The sequence below is a fragment of the Binatus sp. (SeqCode) genome (assembly GCF_035272065.1).
GTDB lineage: Bacteria > Desulfobacterota > Binatia > Binatales > Binataceae > Binatus.
The window spans coordinates 13341-31368 of the sequence record NZ_DATEQZ010000114.1; the positions used below are offsets into that span (position 1 = coordinate 13341).

Here is an 18028-nt window from a genome sequence, read left to right on the forward strand (position 1 = left end):
CGTTCAATCGTGGATCGCGAGGCGGTCTTGCTCGACGTCTTCGAACCACGAGGCGAGAGCGTTGGTCATTTTTGAAACGCGGCCGGGTTCCTTCGCGGCGAGATCGTTGCGCTCGAAAGGATCATTTACGATGTCGAAGAGTTGCGCGGGCGGGGGCGCGGGTTTGACGCGCTCGGGCTCGGGCGCATGCGAGATGTCGTGGAAGTTTTCGGGATTGTACTTCGACTGGATGTCCATCGCGAGGTCTTCGTTCGACACCTGCATCAACTCACGTATCGCGGGGCGCACCAGTTTCCATCGGCCGTCGCGCATTGCGGCGTTGCATTCACCGTCGGGCGTGTAGCGGTTCCATTGCCAGAAGCGCTCGGTCGGGACCCTGCCGCGCTCGCCCTGCAGCGCGGGAAGCACGTTGATTCCGTCGAGCTTGAGGTCGTGCGGCGGCTCAGTGCCGGCAATCGCGAGGAGCGTCGGCAGCCAGTCGGTGAAATGTATCATGTCGTGGACCTGGCGGCCGCCGTCGAGGCCGGCGGGCAATCGCATCACCATCGGCAGCCGGATTCCGCCTTCGTACACGAGCGTTTTTGCGCCGGCGAAGCCACAGTTGAAGCGGTCGGTGCACATCTCGCCCACCCCGCCGAACTGCGGACCGTTGTCGCTCGAGAACATCACGATCGTGTTGTCGGCCAGGCCGGATTCGTCGAGTGCGTCGAGCACGCGAGCGATCCCGCGATCCATGCATTCGATCATCGCGTAGATTTGGCTGACCGCGGGCGTGAAGCTACCGCTCGCCTTGTACGGCGCGGCGTCGGCCTCGGGCGCTTCGAAGGGAAAATGCGGCGCGTTGTACGCGAGGTAGAGAAAAAACGCATCGCTGCGATGACGCCTGATGAACTCCGTGGCCTCCTTGGTGAAGACGTCGGTCAAGTAGCGGCCGTCGCCGCGCGAAAAAGAGCCGTTGCGGTCTAGATTCCACTGGTAGTAGGGCTGCCAGCCGCCGGAAAATCCGGCGAACTCGTCGAAGCCGCGTCGGTTGGGATGGTAGCGCGGGTCGCACGCGCCGTTGTGCCATTTGCCTACCAGCCCGGTCGCATAGCCCGCCCGTTTCAGCAGTTCGGCCATCGTCAACTCGCGCAGTGCGAGGCGGTCGAGACCGCGCGTCTCGAGCGTATCGATTACGCCGGTGCGATGCGGATAGCGACCTGTCATCAGTGACGCTCGCGCCGGCGCGCAAACGGGAGAAGCCGAGTAATGCTGCGTCAGGCAAACACCCTCGCTCACAAGATGATCGAGGGTCGGCGTGCGCGAGGCGCCGTAGTTGAAGCATCCGAAGTCGCCATAACCCATGTCGTCGGCGAGAATCAGGATGATGTTCGGGCGGGTGAGCATGGGAAGTGCCTCGACCGAATTCGTAGCACAAAAAAAGGGCCCGGATGCGATCGCACCCGAGCCTTGGGATCAGATTCCAACAACCCGACGACTCACCCCGGAGACCGGTACCGGCTTCGCTGGCGCGAAGCTGTCCGAGATCCTTCCTCCGCTCGCGCTGCTCGCTTCGGTCAGGATGACAGCCTGGGGCGCTACTCGCGTTCCTGGAAGCCCTCGAGGTTGCGCGATCTGCCGGTCTGGCGCAGCTTGCGCAATGCCTTGGCCTCGATCTGGCGGATACGCTCGCGGGTGACGGCGAACTGCTTGCCGACCTCCTCGAGCGTGTAGTCGGTCTTCTGCCCGATGCCGAAGCGCATACGCAGGATTTGCTCCTCGCGCGGTGTCAGCGTGGCGAGGACCTTGCGCGTCTGCTCGCCAAGGTTGCCCTGGATTGCGGCCTCGACGGGAGACGGCGCGAGCTCGTCCTCGACAAAATCGCCGAGCGAACTTTCTTCTTCGTCGCCGATTGGGGTTTCGAGCGAAATCGGTTCCTTGACGATCTTGAGCACCTTCTGGACCTTGTCCAGCGGCATCTCCATCTGTTCCGCGATTTCCTCGGGCCCGGGCTCGCGGCCGAGCCGCTGTACCAGCAGGCGCGTGACGCGCAGCAGCTTGTTGATCGTCTCGACCATGTGCACCGGGATACGGATGGTGCGGCCCTGGTCGGCGATCGCGCGCGACATCGATTGTCGAATCCACCACGTCGCGTAGGTCGAGAATTTGTAGCCGCGCTGATACTCGAACTTGTCCACCGCGCGCATCAGGCCGATGTTGCCTTCCTGGATCAGGTCGAGGAAACCGAGCCCGCGATTGGTGTAGCGCTTAGCCAGGCTGACGACTAGTCGCAGGTTGGCCTCGGTCAGTTCCTTTTTCGCGCGGCGGCTCTTGTCCTGTCCTGCCGCGATCGTCTCGAGCTTGCGCGCGTAATCCTCGCCTTCGTCCTTCGCCTTTTTTTCGACTTCGCGGATCGTCTTCTGTGCTAGGCGAATCCGCGCCGCGATGTCGAGCAGGTTCTCGCGAACGTCATTGATCTTCAGAACATGCCGGCGGTCTTCGGCTTCGGCGGCTCCCTTGAGCAGATGCGTGCGCGAGCGGCCGGTCGCTTCCTCGTATTTCGCGATCGTGTGCTGCGCGACGCGGTACTGCTGCAGAAAGTCGCGCATCTCTCCGATCACGGCTTCCATCAGGCGGCGCGACAGTCCCATCGTGCGCAATTCTTTTTTCACGCGCTCGTTGTAGCGCGCGAGGTTCTTGTCGAGCTTGGGCTTGCGGCGCGGCCCGGGCTTGTTGCGGAGTTCTTCCTCGATTGCTTCGATCTTGGTGCGCAGATCGGTCAGCTTTCTGGTCGCGAGACTCAGCTTCTTGAGCTGGCGCTCGTCGGCTTCGGGTCCGCGCTCTTCGTCGGGATCGTCAGGTGTCTCGGCCGCATCCTCGAACACATCGCGAAGATCGGCTTCTCCTGCTTCAACGCGCTCGCCCACCCGAATCACGAAATCGAGCATGATCGGCGAGCCCAGAACTTCTTCTTCAACTTCGTTCTCGCCGGCCTCGATGCGCTTTGCGATCTCGACTTCCTGCTCCCTCGACAGAAGCTGGAAGTTGCCCATCTCCTTGAGATAGAGCCGGACCGGATCGGACGACTCACCGAGCGAATCCGCCGCCGGCGGCGCGGCCTCGGGCGCCTCCTCGGCCTCTTCCTTGGTGTCGACCTCGACCTCGTCGGCGCCTTCGGTCGGGACTTCCTCGAGCACCTTGATATCGAGATCTTCGAAGCTGTCGAGCGCGGCGCGCAGGTCTGTGGGCGACGCGACATCCTGCGGCAGGTAGTCGTTGACCTGCTCGAAAGTCAGGTAGCCCTGCTCGCGCCCGAGATCGACAAGACCCTGTAGGTCTTTACCTTCGTACTTCTGCTTCATTCGTTTTGCTTCCGTTGTGCACGGACGTTGGCCGCCGATGCGATGCGTGAAAATGGGCGCGCAAGGCGGCCGTGGCTGCGGCCGCAAGCCCGGAATCAGGTAGCCTCATTTATACAGACGAGAAGTGAGCGACACCAAAGATAAAGTCTAAAGATCGCTGCCATAAGAGTCAAATTATTTCTCGCCGCGCGCCCGCGCGATCATTCGGCGAATCACGTTCTTGCCCGGAGCATCACCGCAAATCAACCGTCGTCGGTGGCTATTACAAATATTATACGCACGGTTTGCCGGGTTGGCTGCATCGGCGCCGAACTTTTTCCAGAAACCGAAACTGAAGCTGTGTAAGATGAGCGCGCGGTGGAAAACGGGAGCCAGCCTCTCTATCCTCGACAGCGCTTCGGTCCTATTTGAGCAGAATCTTGGCAGTACACGCGATAATCCTGGCGCTCAGCTTCGCGATAATCCTCGCAGGCTCGGAACTTTTCACCAATGGGGTCGAATGGGCCGGGCATCGATTGCATATTGCCGAGGCCGCCGTCGGCAGCATCCTCGCCGCGGTCGGAACCGCCCTGCCGGAGACGTTCATCCCGGCGGTCGCGCTGTTGACCGGCCGCGATTCCGCGGCTGCCCACACCGCGGTCGGACTTGGAGCGATTATCGGCGCACCGCTGATGCTGTCCACGGTGGCGCTGTTCGTTATGGGCATCGCGGCGCTCGCCTTTCGCAAGCGTCGTGGCCGAATCGCGCTGAGAGTGATACGCGAGGACGCACGCCGGGACCTCGCATTCTTCTTCCCGGTTTTTCTATGCCTGGTGATCGCGGGCACAATCGAGTTGGGCCCGGCACTTCGCCACGTCCTCGCAGTTGCGCTGCTGATCGTGTACGCGAGCTACACGGTCGTGATGCTGCGGCTTCGGCGCTTGGCCGGCGCGGTGGTCGAGCACGGACTATATTTCGAGCCGATCTGGCGCGGGAATCCGCTCGAGCCGCGCGGATGGGCGATCGCCACGCAAGTGACCGTCGGCGTGCTCGCGATCCTTGTTGGCGCCATCGAGTTCGTCGATCAGATCATCCTGTTCTCGGCGCATGCTCATCTGAATCCGGGCGTGCTCTCGCTCATGCTGAGCCCGCTCGCGACCGAACTGCCCGAGAAATACAACTCGGTCGTCTGGATTCGGCAGGGCAAAGACCATCTCGCGCTCGCCAACATCACGGGCGCGATGGTTTTCCAGTCGTGCATCCCGGTTGCGCTGGGGCTCGCGTATTCGCCGTGGCATTTGACGAATCCCGAATTGCTCGCGGGCTCGATCGCGCTCGCCTCGGTGGTGATTCTTTACGTCAACTTGCGCGACTCCGAACTCGGCACGCCAACGCTGATGATCGGCGGAGCGGCGTATGCGACTTTTCTAGTTGGTCTCGGCTACCTCGGCGTGCTCTGAATCTATTCGCGCGGACGCGTTGTCTGACGCGATGGCGCGGGTGCACAATCGAGAGACACGAATCGCGATGACCACCTACCAGGAAATTTCGGCGCAGTTTTACTGCAACCGCTTGCTGTTCGGCGATTCCGCCGATCCGGGCGTGGTCGCGGTCGAGGTCGCATCGAAGAACGAGATCGACGTGTACAAGCGCCTATCGGGCAAGCTGACGCGCGAGCGTCGTCCGATTCGGCTGTTCGCGCTGGTTGAGAATTCCGCGTTGCTCGAAGGCTTCAAGGTGGCGCACGAGACGCGCGCGCTCGAAGGCGATTTCCGTTATAAAGTCCTCGTCACCTTCGGCTCACTGGAGGCTCTGGAAGCCGCCAAGCGGCATCTCAGGAACGGCACAGGCAAGGCGCCCAACGCGCCCGACGCACCCTATCTCGTGCTGGCCGATCCCGTCGAGCAGCATCTGATGCTGACGGGGACGACATTTTTCATCGGGATGGATTTCGCCGAGCTGCGCCGACTCCAGCTCGACATCGAGACCTACATCTCGCCGGGGTTTGAGTTTCCGTCGGCGGCGCGCGAGGGCGACCGCGTCATCGCGATCTCGCTCACCGATTCGACCGGTTTCGAGCGCCTGCTCAAGGGCACCGAGATAGACGAGCGTGCGATGCTCGAGGAGATGGTGCGCATCGTCCAGGAGCGCGATCCCGACGTCGTCGAGGGTCACAATCTGTTTCGCTTCGATCTTGAATACCTCGAGGCTCGCGCGCGCCGCCATCGAGTGCCGTTGAAGCTGGGGCGCGACGGCGGCGAGCTGCGTGCGCGCCCGTCGCGCATGCAGATTGCCGAACGTTCGATCGCCTACCGCCGCTACGACATCCCCGGCCGCAACATCATCGACACGTGGATCCTCGCGCAGCACTACGACATTTCGAGCCGCGAACTGGAGAGCCTGGGGCTGAAGCAGCTCGCGCAACATTTCGGGCTGGCGCGCAAGGATCGCGTGTATATCGACGCGTCGAAAATCAGCCACTACTTCAAGCACGAGCCCGAGAAGCTCTACGAGTACGCGCTCGACGACGCTCGCGAGACGCGTGCGCTTGCCGAGACCCTCTCCCCCAGCTACTTCGTGCAGGCGCAGATATTCCCGTATTCCTATCAAAGCGCAGTGCTGCGCGGGAATGCGACCAAGATTGACGCGATCATGATGCGCGCGTATCTCGCCGCCGGGCATTCCATTCCCGAACCCTCGCAGCCGGCGCCGGTCGCGGGCGGCTACACCGAGGTTCGCCGATGCGGGGTCGCGCACGGCGTCCTGCACTGCGACGTGACGTCGCTGTATCCGTCGTTGATGCTGCAATACCGGCATGCGCCGGCTGCCGATCGCCTCGGCGTGTTTCTCAAGCTTCTCGGCGATTTGCGCAGCTTCCGGGTGCAGGCCAAGGCGCTCGCGCGCGAACTCACGGGGACTGAACGCCGTAACGCCGACGCGCTCCAGCTCACGTTCAAGATTCTGATCAATTCGTTTTACGGCTACCTGGGGTTTTCGCTCGGGCACTTCAACGACTTTGGCGAGGCCAACGCATTGACGAAGCGCGGACGCGATTTGATTCAGCGCGCAGTGGCGGAACTCGAGGACCGCGGCGCACAGGTTATCGAGGTCGATACTGACGGAATCTATTTCGTACCGCCGCCCGACGCTGCCGACGAGAAAGGCGCTGAGCGGCTCCTGGAGCAGGTCGGCTCGATCATGCCCGAGGGCATCCGGCTCGAGATCGACGGCCGTTACGCCGCGATGTTCTCGTACAAAATGAAGAACTACGTGCTGCTCGACGATGCGGGGAAGATGACGATTCGCGGTTCAGGACTGCGCTCGCGGGGACTCGAACGTTTCCAGCGCCGCTTCATGGAAGAGATGTTCCGCCTGCTGCTCGAGGATCGCCGTGACGAAATTCCAAAATTGCATGACGAATATCGCGCGCGGCTCGCGCGTCACGAAATCGGAATCGCCGAACTGATGAAGACCGAGACGCTGCAGGATTCGCTCGATACCTACCGCAACAAGATCGGCGACAACAGCCGCAATCTCGCCGCAGCCTACGAACTCGCGCTCAAAGCCGAACGGCCGTACCTCGCCGGCGATCAGATTTCATATTACGTCACCGGGCGGCGCGCGACTTCGAGCGTCAGCGCGCTCGCGAAGATGGCGTTGGAGTACAATCCCGACGCACCCGACGAAAACGTCGAGTACTACCAGTACAAGCTCGCCGATCTTTTTGAAAAATTTCGGGTGTTCGTCGAGAAACCCGGCCTGTTCGTGCCGGTCGCGGAAACAGATGACAATCCCGCTCAGCTATCGCTGTTCGGCGCACCGCCAGCCAAAACCGAAGAACTTAATCCAGAGCCCGAGGTCTGAGAGCCTAGCCGCGGAAGCCGGATTGATCGATACTGCCGGTCTGCGGAGGAAACCGATGGCCGACGAAAAGCAGCAGCTCGATTGGGACAAGATCAAGAAATTCTCGAAGCAGGTATCCAATGATATCGGCGCCGCGATGCTCGGTGCCCTGAGCTATATTGGCGACCGGCTGGGAATTTTCAGCGCGCTGGCCGAAGCGGGCGCGGTCACGAGCGCGCAGCTCGCGGATAAGACCGGGCTCAGCGAGCGTTATCTGCGCGAATGGCTCAGCGCGATGACGGCGGCTGGATACGTGAACTACGACGTCGCGGCTAAGACTTACGCGATGCCGGCTGAGCATGCGATGGTGCTGGCGCGCGACGACTCTCCGTTCTTTGCCGGCGGCTTTATCGAAATGATCGTCCCGCAGATGTCGATTGCGCCGAAAGTGATGGCGTCGTTCAAGGACGGGCGCGGCGTGTCGCAGAGCGAGTATCCGCCCGAGACGTGGGAAGCGATGGAGCGTTCGTCGGCCTCGATGTATCGGCATCAATTGGTTCGCAAATGGCTGCCGACGATGCCGCAAGTAGTCGCGAAGCTGACGGAAGGCGGCTCGTCGCTGGAAGTTGGCTGTGGCAGCGGGCGCGCGGCGATCGCAATCGCGTCCGCATTTCCCAAGGCCAGAGTTTTCGGCTTCGACGCGCATGCTGGCTCATTGGAGCGTGCGCGCGCAAACGCGAAGGCGGCAGGTCTGGGGGACCGAATAAAGTTTGAAGTCGTCGATTGCACGAAGCTGCCGGCCGCGCAGTTCGATTTCATCTCGACCTTCGACGTCGTGCACGATTCCGTCGATCCCGACGCGCTGCTGAAGTCGATTCGCGCCGCGCTCAAGCCCGACGGCACTTACCTGATGGTCGAGGTGAACGTGTCGTCGAAGCTCGAAGACAACATCAATCCGATGGGCCGCATGATGTATTCGATGAGCACTCTCTACTGCATGACGACGTCGCTCGCGCACGGCGGTGCGGGAATCGGCGCGTGCATGGGCGAGGCGAAGGCGCGCGAGCTGGTCGCGGCGGCGGGGTTCAAGCACTTTCGCCGGCTGCCGATCGAGGATTTGTTTTCGGCGCTTTACGAAATCCGGGCGTAGCTGCTCATTCAAGGCGCCGCTGGAATGCGTCCTGCAGCGCGGGCAGGATGCTCTGCCATTCGGCGACCAGCCCGATATTCGCGCGCTCGAAGATCAAAGCGTCGGCGTCATTGTTGATCGCGACGACGGTCTGCGCGCGCTTGAAACCGCAGGTGTGGTTGGGCGCCCCGCGTACCCCGACAGCAATATAGAGGCGCGGATCGATCGATTTGCCGGTCAGCCCGACCTGCAACTGTCGCGGCACCCATCCTTGATCAGTCACGCGGCGCGTCGCGCACATTGCGGCGCCGAGCACTCGCGCGAGCGCGGCGACTCTCGCGACGCCCTCGGGTCCGCCGACACCGGTGCCGATGCCGACGACAACCTCGGCGCCTTCGAGCGGGACAATCGTGGGATCGAGTGTCGAGTGCGCCTTTATCAACCGGCTTTTCGGCGCGCTCACCTCGACGCGCACAGTTTGAATTTCGGCTTGCTTGGCTTCCGACGGCGCCGCGAGTTCGAGCACGCCGGGCCGCACCGTCGCCATCTGCGGGAACGTTTTCGAGTAAATCGGCGCGACGATGTTGCCGCCGAAGGCTGGCTTGAGCGCGACCATCCGATTCTCCGCGTCGAGCTCAATATCGATCGCGTCGCCAGTGAGTCCCAAGCCCAGCCGGGCGGCGAGTCGCGGTCCCCAGTCGCGCCCGCGCTCGGTCGCGCCAAGTAAAATTCCCCACGGAGCGTGCATCGAAACGACCTTCGCGACCGCCTCGGCGGCGGCCTCGGGAGTGTACGAATTCAGCGCCGGATGCTCGATCGTCAGCACTTGGTCGGCGCCGAAACTCGCGAGCAATCCCGCGTGCCGCGCGATGCCGACGTCGAACCCCACCGCGAACACCGCGCCACCGAGACGCGATGCGAGTTCGTCGCCGCGCGAAACCAGCTCGAGCGTGCCGCGCGTAATGCGGCCTTCAAGATCAGTTTCGCACACGATCCAGACGTCGTGACCGCGCTTGCTCGCTCGCCGCGCCGCTGCGATCGGACGGCGATCGTGCACGCGGGGTTCGAGCGCGCCGAGTGCTCCGAGCGCCGACATGACCTCGGCCGCGGCGCGTTCTGGATCAGCCGCGTCGATGAATTTGCATTCGGTCTTTGGCGTTGCGACGACGCGAACTTCCTGCACCCACGTCGGAGAACCAGCGAGTCCGAATTCTTTTGCGTCGGCGCCGAGCTCCCCGGCGCGCACAATCTGGATCGGCCTGGTCTCCGCCTCCTCGGAAGCGCCCGGCTTGACCTTGACCGGTTGCGCGACACGCTCGGCGCAGGTGATGACCGCGGGCATCTCCGCCTCGACCTCATCAAAGCCTTCGTCGTTTTCACGCTCGGCGCGAAGCATACGACCGTCGATTTCCAGCTTTCGCGCACCGGTGATCTGCGCGGCGCCGATCAGTTCCGCGATCTCGGGGCCGACCTGCCCCGTCTCCGCATCGAGCGAGTACTTGCCGAGCATGATCAGATCGAAGTTTCCGCGCGCCAGCCAAAGCGCGAGCGCGCGCGCCGTCGCGAGCGTATCGGCGCCCGCGAACGCGCGGTCTTCCAAGTGCACCGCGTAGTCCATCCCCATAGCGAGCGCATTGACGAGAGCCCCGCGCGCCTGCGGCGGTCCCATGGTGACGACGGTAGTCTCCGCGCCGTGGCGATTTTTCACCTCGACGGCGAGCGAGATCGCACGCAGATCGAACGCGCTGATCACGTTGGGCCCGTCGCGCTTGATCGTCTTGGTCGTCGCATCGAAGTTGGCTTCTTCGATCAGCGGAATCTGCTTGATGCAAACGGCAATCTTGAGCACAGCGCTATTCCTCGTCCCGACGAGGCTAGTTGAGCGCGTCGCGTGGATGCAACAAAGCGCGAGGGACGCTTACCGGCGCCGGTGCGATCGGGTAGTTTCGCGAGGTGGGCTTGTATCGACTCGCGGCCGCCGCCGCGCTCTCCCTGTATGCATTGACGCTCGCCTCGCCGGCGAACGCGGCCGCACCTATGCGCATCGTGTCGCTCGCGCCGAGTGTGACCGAGACGCTGTTTGCGCTCGGCGCGGGTCCCGACGTGGTCGGCGTCTCGCAGTATTGCGACTACCCGCCGCAGGTGCGCGACCTGCCGCGAGTCGGTTCCTTTCTGACGCCGAATCTCGAGGCGATCATCGCGCTCCGCCCCACCTTGGTCGTCGGGCTTGAACTGTCGTCGGACGTGCGCCAGATTCGCGCGTTAAATTCGATGGGCTATCCGGTGCTGCTGGTCAGCGACGACTCATTGCAAGAAATCGAAAACAGCATTGAAAAAGTCGGTGCGCGAATAAGTCGCGAGAATGAAGCGCGCCGCCTCGTCGCGCAGATTCAAGATCAGATCGCCGCAGTCCAAAATCGCCTCGCGAACGTCAAACCCCTGCGCGCATTGATGCTCGTCGGTCATCAGCCGATCGTCGCGGTTGGCTCCGGCACTTACCTCGACGAGCTCATGCACATCGCACGCGCCGACAACATCGCCGCGGCCGCCGGCGAGCAGTGGCCGCATCTCAGCATGGAGTTCATCATCGCGATGCGTCCCGAGGTCATCCTCGACGGTGCGATGGGTTCCGATGCGGCGTCGTCAAGTGATTTTTGGGGGAAATATCCGACCATTCCCGCGGTGCGCGATCATCGAGTCTTCGGCTATGCGGAGGATCCCATGCTCCATTCCGGTCCGCGTGTGGGACAATCGCTCGAGATAATGGCGCGCAAGATTCATCCCGAAGCGTGGGATCGCGGCGCCGCCGGTGCCGGCAAATGAATGCGTCCGCAAGCAAGCCTGCACCGGCCGCGCACCTGACGCGCGCGCGGCTGCTCTCGATTCTCGGCGCGCTCACGGTTCTGCTGATCGTTTGTGCGCTCGCGGGCATGTTGTTCGGCACGGCGCATATCAGCCTCGCGCGCGCTTTTTCCGATCCCGAAAGTCCCGATCACGCGATTTTCTTCGGCGCCCGATTGCCGCGCGTCCTGATGGGCGTGATCGTCGGCGCGATGTTGGCCGCGGTAGGAACGGCTCTGCAAGCGCTCGTGCGCAATCCGTTGGCCGAGGGCGGCATCCTGGGAATCTCCGGCGCCGGTGCGCTCGGCGCGATACTCGCGCTCGTGATGTCCGCGAAACTCGGCGGTGGCGAGGCCGTCGTCCCGCTGTGCGCATTCGGCGCGGCGCTGCTCTCGACCGTCGCGGTTTACCGGCTCGCGATGGTCGACGGCCAGCTCGAACCGTTCACGTTGCTGCTGGTCGGCGTCATCTTCAACTCGTTCTGGGGCGCGGCAATAATGCTCGTGAACAGCGTCGTGAACTTCTATTTCGCGCACAGCATTCTGTTCTGGCTGATGGGCAGCCTCGAGGCGCCTACCTACGGCGAAGCGGCGATGGTCGCGGGTCTCGGGCTAGCGGGCTTTGCCGTCCTGATGTATCGCGCTCGCGATTTGAACCTGCTCAGCCTCGGCGACGAGTCAGCCACTGAGCTTGGCGTCGACGTGGACCGCCTTCGGCGCACCATCTTCGTCGCGACCTCGGTCATGATCGGCGCCGCGGTTTCCGTCAGCGGAATCATTTCGTTCGTTGGATTAATCGTTCCGCATACTTTGCGATTGAGATTCGGCGCCGATCATAGGCTGCTGCTGCCGGCGTCGCTGATTGGCGGCGCCGCATTCATGGTCGCCGCGGACCTGGTCGCACGCGTCGCAATCGCACCTGCCGAAATTCCCGTCGGCGCGATCACCGCGCTATGCGGCGGCCCCTTCTTCATCTACATGCTGCGCCGCGAAGGGCGGAGGCCGCTTTGCCTATGACGCCGCCGCCGCGCGATACCGTCATCGCTATGCGTGCGAGTGCGATTCACGCGGGATATCCCGGCGTGCCCGTGCTGCATGGCGTGTCGATCGAGGTCGCGGCCGGAGAGATGCTTGCGATCGTCGGTCCCAACGGCGCGGGCAAGTCCACGCTGCTCAAGGTTCTCGGCGGCTCGATTAAACCAGGCGCGGGCAGCGTCGAACTATTCGGCCGCCCGCTCGATTCGATCGAGCGGCGCGAGTTCGCGCGCACGGTCGCGTCGGTGGGCCAGGAAAACGCGGTTGCATTCTGCTTCACGGTGCTGGAAATCGTACTGATGGGCCGCGCCCCGCATCTCGGCGCCTTTCGCTTCGAGAGCCCGCACGATTTGGAGATCGCATTGGCCGCGCTCGAGCGCTTCGATCTGCGCGATCTTGCGGCGCGCCACGTGCAGGAACTGTCCGGCGGCGAGCGCAAGCGCGTGTTCCTGGCGCGCGCCCTCGCACAGGAGCCGAAGATTGCGCTGCTCGACGAGCCGACCGCGTTCCTCGATCTCAAGCACGTCGCCGAAATTTTCGCGCGCTTTCGCGAGCTGTGCGCCGAGCGCGGCATGGCCGTGGTCGCGACGCTTCACGATCTCAATGCCGCCGCGCTGTATGCCGATCGCGTGCTGCTGCTCGCCGACGGCGCCGAGGTCGCGTATGGAACCCCCGCCAAAGTTCTGACGGCGGAGAATCTGCGCCGCGTTTACGAAACCGACGTGTACGTCGGGCGCAATCCCTCGACGGGCGCGCTGATCGTTCTGCCCGCCGCACTTCCCACCGCCCGCGCCTAACTTCTTATCACTGGGTGCAGGGGTCACCCCTGCAATTGCCCGCCTCGGCGCGCGCCGGTACTCTGTATATAGATGTCCTCTTCCGCGACTGAGTGGTTGAATCTCGTCTTCGACGCCGACGACACGCTCTGGGATTCCAATATCCATTTTCTCGAGGCATTCGATGATTTTGCTGCGGCCGTCGGCGACGCGGGCCTCGGTCTGTCGCGCATTGAGATTCACGCCGCGGTGCGCCGCGCCGAAATCACTCTGATCAAAACGCACGGCTATGGCCGCCGTCCTTACGTTAGAGCGCTGCATCAGGCGGCCGATGAACTCGCGCCTGCCGGTCACGACGGCTTGCGCGACGAGATCGAGCGCATCGGTGCGCATCTGCTCGAGCGCGAGTGTGCACTACTGCCCGACGTCGAACCGACGCTGCAAGAACTTTCGCAGCGTCATCGGCTGCTGATGTTCACCAAGGGCCAGCGCGACGAACAGTTGCAGAAGCTCGCGCGCTCCGGGCTGGGGCCGCTATTCGATCGCGTTGAGACGCCGCGCGAGAAAGATGTCGACGCGTATCGACGCCTCGTGCGCGACGCCAACCTCGATCCGTCGCTGACATTTATGATCGGCAACAGTCCGCGCTCGGACATCAATCCCGCCGTCGCCGCCGGCCTGCGCGCGGTTTTCATTCCGCATCCGCATACCTGGGAACTCGAGCACGAAGAAATCAATGGAGCCGGCGATCGGATTATCGAACTAACCTCCTTTCGCCGCCTGGTCGAAGTATTCTAGTATCGATGATCCGATGCCCACTGCCGAACTGATCGACGACTTGCCGTCGCACAAGCCGATCGCTGCCGCTGCCGGCCGCGCGAAGGCGAAGCCTCCGCTGGCGCTGCGCCCGCTCCATCGCATGTGGCGGCGGACGATCGACGAGATCAAAGTATCCGAGATTGACCTGCCGGTGCGCGGATTGCCCGGCGTTTTGCGCGGACTCGTCGCATGCCAGATAAGCGACTTCCACGTCGATCGCGACGAGGACCTCGAGCGCCTGGCGCTGGCCGTCGAAGCGATCAATCAACAGAATCCGGACCTCATCTTTCTCACCGGCGATTATTTTTCCGGCCCAGACACGATGCATCGTTATCTCGGCGCCTTTCGCGACACGCTGAAACATCTGCGCCCGCGGTCCGGCCTGTTCGCGATCCTCGGCAATCATGACCACTGGTCGTCGGCCGAGCGGATTACCGAGGGACTCAAGCGCGCCGGCGCGGACGTGCTCGCCAACGAGAGTCGCCGGCTCTTCGTGCGCAACGAGCAACTGATGGTCGTCGGCATCGACGATCTGTGGTCGCGGCGCGCCGAGCCGGCGCGCGCGTTCGGCGACGTCAACCGCGATGACTGCACAATCGTCCTCGCGCACAATCCGGATACCGCCCTGTACACGCGTCATCTGAGGCCGGGCGTGATGCTCTCCGGCCACACTCACGGCGGCGTCGTGCGAATTCCGTTTTATGGATCTCCGCTGAAATCGATTCTGCGCATCGGCAAGGAATTTTACTCGGGCCTCAACCGTTACGAAGATTTTTACATCTATACCAATCGCGGCCTGGGCACGTTTTGGCTGAGGATCCGCATCAACTGCCCGCCCGAAGTCTCGCGCTTCTCGCTGACGCCTCTGATCGAGGCAACCCACGCCGAGAAACCGGCTTCAACTCGGAAACTGCATCCGTTGAAGCGCGTCCGCCGTCGCCGAACGCCGCGCCCCCTCATTCATCGACCGCACCGAAAGCACGTCTAGCCTAGAGTCGTCGCGATGCTCGATCTCGCGATCGTCGGCGCAACTGTAGTAACGCCCTCTGGCGTCGCTCCGGCTGATGTTGGCGTGATCGCGGAAAAGATCGTGAACATCGCGCCGCCAGGCGCGCTCGAATCTGCGCGTCGCACCATCGACGCCCGTGGGATGCTCCTCATTCCCGGCGCCGTCGATCCGCATACACATCTCGACGCCGAGATGTTCTCGATGCACACCATCGACGACTTCAAGTCGGGCACCGCGGCCGCGGTCGCCGGCGGGGTTACGACGATCGTCGACTATGCATTCCAGGCGCATGGCGGCTCGCTCGCCGATGCGATCGAAAAATGGAGCGCCAAGGCGCGCGCTCGCGCGCTCATCGATTACGGCTTTCACGTTGCACTGCTCGATCCGTCGCCCGAGGCGATCGCCGAAATTCCGCGCGTCGTCGAGCGCGGAGTCACCAGTTTCAAGATCTTCATGATGCAAGGTTTCGAGGCTCGCGCGCGCGACTTCATGCGCGCGTTCAGAGTGGCAGGCGATAGCGGTGCCCTGCTTGCGATTCACGCCGAGGACGAGCACCTGATCGGATTTTGCACCGAGCGTCTGCTCGCCGCCGACAAGCATGACGTGACGCACTTCGCGGCCAGCCGCCCGCCGTTGTCCGAGGCCGCCGCGGTCCGGCGCGCGCTCGCGATGACCGAGTTGTCCGGCACGCCCGCCTACTTCGTGCATCTGTCGAGCCGCGAGGCTGTCGACGAAATCCGCCGCGCGCGCTCCCGCGGCCGCGTCGTGCTCGCCGAGACCCGGCCCATTTATCTGTATTTGACCGAAGAGCGCTTCCTCGAACCCAACGGCGCGAAGTACGTCGGCTATCCTCCGCTGCGCAGCGCCGAGCATCGCGACGCGCTTTGGGCCGCGCTCGAGGACGGCACCGTGGACGTCGTCGCGACCGATCACTGCAGTTGGACTCTCGAGCGCAAAATTTCCGCCAATCGCTTCACGCGGATGCCGCCGGGGATGTCCAACCTCGAGACGCTCGTGCCGATGCTCTATTCTGAAGGCGTCGCGAAGGGCCGCCTCTCGATTTCGCGATGGGTCGATCTGACGGCGACCAACGCCGCGAAAATTTTCGGCATGTATCCGCGCAAGGGCGCGATCGTCGAGGGCGCCGCCGCCGACCTGGTGGTCTTCGACCCCGCTTGCAGAGTCGTAATCAACAGCCGCGAGATGCACTCGCGCTCCGACTACGATCCGTTCGAAGGGTTCGAAGTCACCGGATGGCCGAAGATGACAATCTCGCGCGGCAGGCCAATCGTTACCGATCGCAAGGTCGACGCACCCGCCGGACGCGGCGAGTTCATCGCGCGCGAGCGGTTCTCGCCACGCTGGCGGAACCAATAGCCTCGCCGCGGAGTCAAGCTCAGAATCAAATCAATGGACGGAAGAATTGTCGCGCTCGCGGGCGGCTCGGGATTCATCGGTCGCGCGATCGCTCGCCGCTTGGTCGCGGTTGGCGGAATCAAAGTGCACGTGCTCACGCGAAATCCCGAGAAGGCGCGTGCGCAGCTCGATTTGGCCGGCGTCGAATTTGTCCACGGAGACATCGCGCAGTCCGCATCGCTGAAGGACGCGCTCCTGGGCGCTAGCGCGATTGTCGATGCGATCCAGTTTGACGGCTACCCGGTCGAAAATCCGCGCCGTGGCCTCACCTTCGAGCGAATCGACTATGGCGGCGCCGTCGCGCTTGTCGAAGCCGCGAAGCAAGCAGGCGTCGAGCAGTTCATCTACATAAGCGGCGCCGCCGCCGACGAGAACAGCGCACATCCCGGCTTTCGCGCCAAGGGCCGCGCCGAGCGCGCGATCCGCGAGTCGGGGCTGGCGTACACGATCTTTCGCCCGTCGCTGGTGTACGGGCCGGAGGACAAAGTCGTTAACGGTCTCGCCCGTGCGCTACGTTTCGCGCCGGTCTTCGGAGTGCCCGGCACCGGGCGGCAGAAAGTTCAGCCGGTGCTGGTGGACGACCTCGCCGCTTGCGTGATGCTCGCAGTGTCGGGACGCGGCCGCAATGGAACTTACGAAATCGGCGGGCCTGATCTGATGACGTTTGACGAGATGATGCGGATCATCATGGACGCGAGCGGACATCGCCGCCCGCTGTTTCATATTCCGGAAGGGATCATGCGCGGTGTCGGCGGCCTGCTCGAAAAGATGCCCAAGCCATTGCTGTCGCGCGACGCGGTCACCTTCGTCACGGCTGACAACGCATGCAACATCAAACCGCTGGTCGATGAGTTCGGAATAAATCTCACGCCGGCCCGCGTCGGGATGGCTTATCTCGCGAAAAAATAGCTCTTCGTTGCTACTGCAGTCGCCGCCAGCTGGAGCCTTCGTGATCGAAATGGAACAGCTCCGGGTGCGCGATCTCGGCGAGAATCTCCAGCGACTCCACGATTCGCGGACCGGGCCGGTTGAAATACTGATTGCCGTCGGCCATGAAGACGCGCCCGCCGCGCACCGCCTTGAGCCCGTGCCACTCCGCACGATTCGTCACCGCGGGCAGATCCTGCGCCGCGCGATCCATGTTGAAGCCGCACGGCGAGATCAAAATCACGTCCGGATCTTTGGCGACCAGCTCGTCGAATTTCATCCACGGCGAATGCTCGCCCGCTTTGCCGAAAAGATTTACGCCACCGGCCATCTCGACCAGCGTCGGCATCCAGTTGCCCGCCGCCATCAGCGGATCGATCCACTCAATCGTTGCGACGCTCGGGCGATCCGACACGCCGCGGGCTCGGTCCGCAATCTTGCTGAGTCGCATGCGCAGCCGCTCGACGAGTTCCGTCCCGCGTGCCGAAGTATCGAGCGCATCCGCCACCCGCTGCATGTCGGTAAAGATGTCATCGAGGCCGTACGGCGCCAGCGAAACGATCTTCGGGCGCGCGCCGAGCCACTCTGCCACTGCGGCTTCCACGTCACGCTCGCTGACCGCGCACACTTCGCACTGTGATTGCGTGACGATCACGTCGGGCCGAAGTTCGCGCAGCATTGCCGCATGGACGCGATAGACCGAGAGCGCGTCGCCGACGATCTTTTTCACTCGCTGGTCGATCTCGGCGCTGGTGCCCTCGGGATTGAACTTCGGTTCCGTCAACGCGGGGATGCGCACTACAGAGCGCGGGAAGTCGCATTCGTGCGAGCGGCCGACCAATCGATCTTCGAAACCGAGCGCGCAAACGATCTCTGTCGCGCTCGGCAGCAGGGTTATGATTCGCGGCATTTGA

At 63.2% G+C, this 18028-nt stretch carries 14 protein-coding genes; 10 read left to right on the plus strand and 4 right to left on the minus strand.

Annotated elements, in window-relative coordinates; all coding sequences use genetic code 11:
• Positions 1-3: 3 nt before the first annotated feature.
• The gene (locus VJX68_RS18140) at positions 4-1386 is read right to left on the minus strand and encodes an arylsulfatase (RefSeq protein ID WP_324097138.1); all 1383 of its coding nucleotides are present in this window, start codon (positions 1384-1386) and stop codon (positions 4-6) included.
• A gap of 191 nt (positions 1387-1577) precedes the next feature.
• On the minus strand, positions 1578-3341 hold the full coding sequence (rpoD, locus tag VJX68_RS18145; RefSeq protein WP_414643500.1) for an RNA polymerase sigma factor RpoD: 1764 nt from the start codon (positions 3339-3341) through the stop codon (positions 1578-1580).
• Between the two features lie 419 nt (positions 3342-3760).
• Between rpoD and VJX68_RS18150 the strand changes: the two genes are divergently transcribed.
• The 3 genes from VJX68_RS18150 to VJX68_RS18160 all read left to right on the plus strand — a co-directional run bounded on the left by VJX68_RS18150 (position 3761) and on the right by VJX68_RS18160 (position 8313).
• Positions 3761-4780, plus strand: a complete 1020-nt coding sequence (locus VJX68_RS18150) for a sodium:calcium antiporter (RefSeq protein ID WP_324097140.1) — start codon at positions 3761-3763, stop codon at positions 4778-4780.
• Positions 4781-4847: 67 nt separating this feature from the next.
• Complete coding sequence (locus tag VJX68_RS18155) at positions 4848-7184, plus strand: DNA polymerase domain-containing protein (protein WP_324097141.1); 2337 nt, start codon at positions 4848-4850, stop codon at positions 7182-7184.
• Positions 7185-7239: 55 nt separating this feature from the next.
• Positions 7240-8313, plus strand: a complete 1074-nt coding sequence (locus VJX68_RS18160; protein ID WP_324097142.1) for a class I SAM-dependent methyltransferase — start codon at positions 7240-7242, stop codon at positions 8311-8313.
• A gap of 4 nt (positions 8314-8317) precedes the next feature.
• Here the strand turns inward: VJX68_RS18160 and VJX68_RS18165 are convergent, their stop codons facing one another.
• A complete protein-coding gene (locus tag VJX68_RS18165) occupies positions 8318-10141 on the minus strand; it encodes an FAD-binding protein (RefSeq protein WP_324097143.1) in 1824 nt (607 codons plus the stop codon).
• 104 nt (positions 10142-10245) lie between these two features.
• On the opposite strand from VJX68_RS18165, the gene VJX68_RS18170 reads away from it, so the two are divergent.
• From VJX68_RS18170 to VJX68_RS18200, 7 genes are all read left to right on the plus strand, one after another.
• Positions 10246-11115 (plus strand): ABC transporter substrate-binding protein, encoded by an 870-nt coding sequence (locus VJX68_RS18170; RefSeq protein ID WP_324097144.1) that lies wholly within the window; start codon positions 10246-10248, stop codon positions 11113-11115.
• Positions 11112-12149, plus strand: a complete 1038-nt coding sequence (locus VJX68_RS18175) for a FecCD family ABC transporter permease (protein ID WP_324097145.1) — start codon at positions 11112-11114, stop codon at positions 12147-12149. Before VJX68_RS18170 ends, VJX68_RS18175 begins: the two co-directional genes overlap by 4 nt.
• A complete protein-coding gene (locus tag VJX68_RS18180; protein WP_324097146.1) occupies positions 12146-12964 on the plus strand; it encodes an ABC transporter ATP-binding protein in 819 nt (272 codons plus the stop codon). The genes VJX68_RS18175 and VJX68_RS18180 overlap by 4 nt, the downstream gene beginning before the upstream one ends.
• Positions 12965-13036: 72 nt before the next feature.
• Complete coding sequence (locus VJX68_RS18185; RefSeq protein WP_324097147.1) at positions 13037-13741, plus strand: HAD family hydrolase; 705 nt, start codon at positions 13037-13039, stop codon at positions 13739-13741.
• Between the two features lie 13 nt (positions 13742-13754).
• Positions 13755-14750 carry a metallophosphoesterase gene (locus tag VJX68_RS18190; protein ID WP_324097148.1) on the plus strand — a complete coding sequence of 332 codons (996 nt, stop codon included), beginning with the start codon at positions 13755-13757 and terminating at the stop codon, positions 14748-14750.
• A gap of 15 nt (positions 14751-14765) precedes the next feature.
• On the plus strand, positions 14766-16148 hold the full coding sequence (gene hydA, locus VJX68_RS18195) for a dihydropyrimidinase (protein WP_324097149.1): 1383 nt from the start codon (positions 14766-14768) through the stop codon (positions 16146-16148).
• 33 nt (positions 16149-16181) lie between these two features.
• Positions 16182-17096 (plus strand): complex I NDUFA9 subunit family protein, encoded by a 915-nt coding sequence (locus VJX68_RS18200; RefSeq protein ID WP_324097150.1) that lies wholly within the window; start codon positions 16182-16184, stop codon positions 17094-17096.
• A 10-nt stretch (positions 17097-17106) separates the two neighbouring features.
• On the opposite strand, the gene VJX68_RS18205 is transcribed toward VJX68_RS18200, so the two are convergent.
• Complete coding sequence (locus VJX68_RS18205) at positions 17107-18024, minus strand: cobalamin-binding protein (protein ID WP_324097237.1); 918 nt, start codon at positions 18022-18024, stop codon at positions 17107-17109.
• Positions 18025-18028 lie beyond the last annotated feature (4 nt).

Coding starts and splice junctions, on each gene's coding strand:
- VJX68_RS18205 (WP_324097237.1), bottom strand. CDS start 18,024: ATGCCGCGAATCATAACCCTGCTGCCGAGCGCGACAGAGATCGTTTGC.
- VJX68_RS18200 (WP_324097150.1), top strand. CDS start 16,182: ATGGACGGAAGAATTGTCGCGCTCGCGGGCGGCTCGGGATTCATCGGT.
- VJX68_RS18175 (WP_324097145.1), top strand. CDS start 11,112: ATGAATGCGTCCGCAAGCAAGCCTGCACCGGCCGCGCACCTGACGCGC.
- hydA (WP_324097149.1), top strand. CDS start 14,766: ATGCTCGATCTCGCGATCGTCGGCGCAACTGTAGTAACGCCCTCTGGC.
- VJX68_RS18185 (WP_324097147.1), top strand. CDS start 13,037: ATGTCCTCTTCCGCGACTGAGTGGTTGAATCTCGTCTTCGACGCCGAC.
- VJX68_RS18180 (WP_324097146.1), top strand. CDS start 12,146: ATGACGCCGCCGCCGCGCGATACCGTCATCGCTATGCGTGCGAGTGCG.
- VJX68_RS18190 (WP_324097148.1), top strand. CDS start 13,755: ATGCCCACTGCCGAACTGATCGACGACTTGCCGTCGCACAAGCCGATC.
- VJX68_RS18155 (WP_324097141.1), top strand. CDS start 4,848: ATGACCACCTACCAGGAAATTTCGGCGCAGTTTTACTGCAACCGCTTG.
- VJX68_RS18140 (WP_324097138.1), bottom strand. CDS start 1,386: ATGCTCACCCGCCCGAACATCATCCTGATTCTCGCCGACGACATGGGT.
- VJX68_RS18160 (WP_324097142.1), top strand. CDS start 7,240: ATGGCCGACGAAAAGCAGCAGCTCGATTGGGACAAGATCAAGAAATTC.
- rpoD (WP_414643500.1), bottom strand. CDS start 3,341: ATGAAGCAGAAGTACGAAGGTAAAGACCTACAGGGTCTTGTCGATCTC.